The 4,559-nt window shown below is 75.2% G+C and carries 5 protein-coding genes; 2 read left to right on the top strand and 3 right to left on the bottom strand.

Annotated features, from left to right (window positions below; genetic code table 11):
* A partial coding sequence (locus VR44_RS36160; RefSeq protein ID WP_045951897.1) for a TetR/AcrR family transcriptional regulator occupies nt 1–471 on the bottom strand: 471 nt, incomplete at its 3' end.
* A 66-nt stretch (nt 472–537) separates the two neighbouring features.
* Nucleotides 538–1,344 (bottom strand): SDR family oxidoreductase, encoded by an 807-nt coding sequence (locus VR44_RS36155; protein ID WP_045951896.1) that lies wholly within the window; start codon nt 1,342–1,344, stop codon nt 538–540.
* Between the two features lie 63 nt (nt 1,345–1,407).
* Here VR44_RS36155 and VR44_RS36150 point away from each other — a divergent pair, with 63 nt between their 5' ends.
* A complete protein-coding gene (locus tag VR44_RS36150; protein WP_045951895.1) occupies nt 1,408–2,553 on the top strand; it encodes an acyl-CoA dehydrogenase family protein in 1,146 nt (381 codons plus the stop codon).
* Complete coding sequence (locus VR44_RS36145; protein ID WP_045951894.1) at nt 2,553–3,740, top strand: acyl-CoA dehydrogenase family protein; 1,188 nt, start codon at nt 2,553–2,555, stop codon at nt 3,738–3,740. The genes VR44_RS36150 and VR44_RS36145 overlap by 1 nt, the downstream gene beginning before the upstream one ends.
* On the opposite strand, the gene VR44_RS36140 is transcribed toward VR44_RS36145, so the two are convergent.
* Nucleotides 3,707–4,432, bottom strand: a complete 726-nt coding sequence (locus tag VR44_RS36140; protein WP_045951893.1) for a class I SAM-dependent methyltransferase — start codon at nt 4,430–4,432, stop codon at nt 3,707–3,709. The two genes, VR44_RS36145 and VR44_RS36140, sit on opposite strands and share 34 nt — an antisense overlap.
* Between the last annotated feature and the right edge of the window lie 127 nt (nt 4,433–4,559).

Raw genomic sequence — 4,559 nt, 5'->3', positions numbered from 1 at the left:
CTCCAGCGTCCCCAGCCATGCCTTCTCGAACTTCACCTGCGAGTCGGAGAGGTAGTGGAAGCGGGGCTGCGCGGAGAGGGTGCGGGCCTCCTTCTGGTAGATCGCGACGGCGGCGCGGTGCCGGTCGATCTCCCGGAAGGACTCGGTGACGAGGGCCTCGATGGTCTCCCGGGGGCCGAGGCCGGCGGCGAGGACGGTGTCGTACCCGTCCCACAGCTCGTTCAGGAAGGCCGAGAGGATCTCGTCGAGCATCGATTCCTTGGAATCGAAGTGGTAGTAGAGGCTGCCGGCGAGCATCCCGGCGGCGTCGGCGATCTTGCGGACGGTGGTGGCGTCGTAGCCCTGGGCGGCGAAGACCTCGGCGGCGGTGGCGAGGAGTTCCCTGCGCCGCTCGGGTGAGGGGGTCACCTGCGGCTTCTTCTTCGCGCCGGGCTCGGCGGTCGGCTTGGCTGTCGGCTTGTTCGTTGGCACGGGCCCATTCTGGTCCGGGCCTAGGGGGTGTTGCGAAAGTCCTGTGCGGTGCTTTCGCAACACCCCCTAGGGGTGCTGGCTGCTGACCGAGACGGTCTCGCCCGTCATGTAGGACGAGTAGCCGCTGGCCAGGAAGACGATGACGTTGGCGATCTCCCAGGGTTCGGCGTGGCGGCCGAAGGCCTCGCGGGCGGTGAGTTCGGCCAGCAGCTCCTCGCTGGTCACCTTCGCCAGGTGCGGGTGCATGGCCAGGCTCGGGGCGACCGCGTTGATCCGTACCCCGAACTCGGCGGCCTCCAGCGCCGCGCAGCGGGTCAGGGCCATCACCCCGGCCTTGGCGGCGGCGTAGTGGGCCTGGCCGGTCTGGGCGCGCCAGCCGATGACGGAGGCGTTGTTGACGATGACGCCGCCGCGTCCGGAGTCCTTCAGGGCGCGCAGGGCGGCGCGGGTGCAGCGGAAGGTGCCGTTCAGGGTGACGTCGAGGACGCGGGTCCACTGCTCGTCGGTCATGTCTACGAGGGCGGCGGTGCCGCCGAGCCCGGCGTTGTTGACGACGACGTCGAGGCCGCCGTGGAGCCGCCCGGCGTGCGCGAAGAGGGCCCGGACCTGGTCCTCGTCGGTGACGTCGCAGGGCAGGGAGGCGATCCGGTCCGCGCCGAACTCGGCGGCGAGGGCGTCCTCGCTCTCCTTCAGCCGGCGGGCGTGGGCGTCGCTGATCAGGACGCGGGCCCCCTCCTCCAGGAAGCGGCGGGCGGTGGCGCCGCCGATCCCGGCTCCGGCCGCGGCCGTGATGACGGCGGTGCGGCCGCGCAGCAGACCGTGGGCGGGGACGTAGGCGGGCGCCTCGTTGCGGGACTCCTCGACGCTGCTCATGGCCGTACGTTAACCTACCAAACACTTGTTAGGGAAGGCGTGCGTGAAGGAGGCGGACGGCTGATGGACCTCGACCACTCCCCCGAGGTGGCGGCCTTCCGGGCCGAGGCCCGGGCCTGGCTGCGCGAGCACGTGCCGGACGCCGCGCTGCCCTCGCTGGAGACGGAGCAGGGCTTCGCGGCGCACCGGGAGTGGGAGGCCGAACTGCACGCCGGCCGCTGGTCGGCGGTGTCCTGGCCCGAGGAGTACGGAGGCCGGGGCGCGGACATCGAGCGGTGGCTGGTCTTCGAGGAGGAGTACTGGGCGGCGGGCGCGCCCGGCCGGGTCTCGCAGAACGGCATCAGCCTGCTGGCCCCGACCCTCTTCGACCACGCCACGCCCGGGCAGCGGGCGCGGGTGCTGCCGTCCATGGCGAGCGGCGAGGTGATCTGGGCACAGGCCTGGTCGGAGCCGGAGTCGGGCTCGGACCTGGCCTCGCTGAGGTCCCGGGCGGAGCGCACCGAGGGCGGCTGGCTGCTGTCGGGGCAGAAGACCTGGTCCTCGCGGGCCGCCTTCGCCGACCGCGCGTTCGGGATCTTCCGCAGCGACCCGGACGCCGCGAAGCCCCACCACGGGCTGACGTACCTGATGTTCGACCTGCGCGCGCCGGGCGTGACGGTCCGCCCCATCGGCCGGCTCGACGGCAAGCCGGCCTTCGCGGAGCTCTTCCTGGACCGGGTCTTCGTGCCCGACGAGGACGTGATCGGGGAGCCGGGGCAGGGCTGGCGGATCGCCATGTCGACGACGGGCAACGAGCGCGGGCTGACCCTGCGCTCCCCCGGCCGGTTCCTGGCCACGGCCGCCCGGCTGGCCGCCCTGTGGCGGGAGCGGGGGGACCCGGCGGACACGGCGCTGCGGGACCGGGTCGCGGACGCGGTGGTGGGGGCGCGTGCCTACGAGCTGTTCACCTGGGCCGGAGCCACCCGCTTCGCGGCGGGCGGGGAGATCGGCGCCGAGTCCAGCCTGAACAAGGTGTTCTGGTCCCAGTACGACATCGCCCTGCACGAGACGGCCCTGGACCTGCTGGGGCCGGACGCGGAGCTGGCGCAGGGGCCGTGGGCCGAGCCGTGGGTGTTCTCGCTGGCCGGGCCGATCTACGCGGGGACGAACGAGATCCAGCGCGACATCATCGCCGAGCGGCTGCTCGGCCTTCCGAAGGGCCGCCGCTGATGCGCTTCCTGCCGACCGGGGAACAGTCCGACTTCGCCCGTACCCTGCGCTCCCTGCTGGGCGCGGCGGAGGTCCCGGCGACCGTACGGGCCTGGGCGGCCGGCGACCACGGGCCCGGGCTGGCCCTGTGGTCCCGGCTCGCCGGAACCGGGCTGTGCGCGCTGGCCGCGCCGGAGGCGTACGAGGGGCTGGGGCCGCTCCCGGTGGAACTGGCGCTGGCCTTCGTGGAGCTGGGCCGGGCGGGGGTGGCGGGCCCGGCGGTGGAGACGGCCGCGACGGTGGTGCTGCTGGGGGAGCTGGCCCGGCGCGGGGAGGAGGCCCCGGCGAAACGCTTCCTCCCGGGCCTCCTCACGGGAGACTCCCTGGCCACCCTGACCCTGCCGGGCGGCTCCCCGTACGCCCTGGACGCGGACGCGGCGGAGTGGTGCTTCGCCGTGAGGGGGGCGGGGGACACGGCTACGGCGGCGGAGGCGGGTCCGGCTCCGGACGCGGGGGCCGGGGACACGGCTGCCGCTGCGGCGGCGTCGGGGGTGGCGGCCTCGGGCTCGGGGTCGGCTCGGACTCGGGCTCTGGCTCCGGACGCGGCTCCGGACGCGGGTGAGCTGTGGCTGGTGCCCGGTGGCGGGGAGCGGCTGGCCTCCCTCGATCCGGCGCGGGGGCTCTTCCTCCCCGGGGCGGGCGGGGAGCCGCTGGCGGCCGGTCCGGCGGTGTCGGCCGCCGCCGGGGTGGCCGCGCGGTGGGCGCGGTTGCTGACGGCGGCCCAGTGCCTGGGCGTCGGCGAGGCGTTGCTGGCCCGCACGGTGGAGTACGTGAAGCAGCGCACCCAGTTCGGGGTGCCGGTCGGGAGCTTCCAGGCGGTCAAGCACCGGCTGGCGGACACCCTGCTGGACCTGGAGTTCGCCCGGCCGCTGCTGTGGGCGGCCGCGCTGTCCCTGTCGGACGGCGACGTCGCGGCGGCGAAGCTGACCGCCGGCGAGGCGGCGTACGCGGCCGCCCGCACCGCCCTCCAGCTGCACGGCGCCGTCGGCTACACGGAGGAGCTGGACCTGTCCCTGTGGCTGCGCAGGGCCCGGCCGCTGCGCGACGCGTGGGGCGGGCCGTCGCAGTGCCGGGCGGAGGTGGTCCGCAGCCTCCCTGCCCCCTCCGGCCTCCCTCAGACGACGGCCACGCGGAGGGTGACCACGTAGGCCTCCTCGACCGTCCCGTCGGGGAAGCGTTCCAGCAGCCGCGCCCGCTCGGCCCCGGTGAACTCCCGGGTGGCGGACTCCCCGAGGAGGAGGAAGGCGGAGTGGCTGGAGAGGTTGGCGAGGTGCGCGTCCACCGGGATCCGGCGCGACCAGCGCACCTCGCGGGTGGCGAGCCCCAGCTCCTCCGGGTCCTCCCGCGGCTGGGGGCCGGCGGGGGCGCCGAAGAGCCCGGCGATCCGCTCGTCCTGCTCGGCGATCCAGTCGACGGACAGGTCCAGGTCGTTCCACCAGAGGGCGAGGGCTCCGCCCGGGCGGAGCACGCGGCGGGCCTCGGGGACGGAACGGGCCGGGTCGGTCCAGTGCCAGGCCTGGGCGTAGGTCAGGAAGTCGAGGGAGTCCGAGGCGAGGGGGAGGCGGTCGCCGTCGCCGCGCACGACCGGGATCCCCGGGTGCGCACGGCGGAGCTCGGCGGCCATGCCGTCGCCGGGCTCCACGGCGAGCACCCGGGCCCCGCGCGCGTGCAGCAGGGCACTGGCGATCCCGGTCCCGGCCCCCGCATCGGCCACCCGGGCCCCGCGCAGGGACGCCCCGGCGAGCTCTTCGACGGCGTCGAACAGCGCGTCGGGGTAGCCGGGGCGGGAGGCGTGGTAGAGGGCTGCGGCGGCGTCGAAGGACCTGGCACGTGTCGTCATGCCGCCATTCTTCTCACCCCCCGATCCCCCGACGACCCCATATCCCGCCCCGGCCGCCCCTGCCGCTGCACGGAGCCGCTCCAGGTTCCCAGGGGCGCCGCCCCTGCCCCCGCGCCTCAAACGCCGG

It is taken from the genome of Streptomyces katrae (genome assembly GCF_000966975.1).
Classification (GTDB): domain Bacteria; phylum Actinomycetota; class Actinomycetes; order Streptomycetales; family Streptomycetaceae; genus Streptomyces; species Streptomyces katrae.
This window is presented reverse-complemented; position numbering and strand designations above follow the sequence as displayed.

Excerpts from the sequence above, each read along its gene's own strand:
- VR44_RS36140 (WP_045951893.1), bottom strand. The coding sequence starts at position 4,432 with ATGACGACACGTGCCAGGTCCTTCGACGCCGCCGCAGCCCTCTACCAC.
- VR44_RS36145 (WP_045951894.1), top strand. The coding sequence starts at position 2,553 with ATGCGCTTCCTGCCGACCGGGGAACAGTCCGACTTCGCCCGTACCCTG.
- VR44_RS36155 (WP_045951896.1), bottom strand. The coding sequence starts at position 1,344 with ATGAGCAGCGTCGAGGAGTCCCGCAACGAGGCGCCCGCCTACGTCCCC.
- VR44_RS36150 (WP_045951895.1), top strand. The coding sequence starts at position 1,408 with ATGGACCTCGACCACTCCCCCGAGGTGGCGGCCTTCCGGGCCGAGGCC.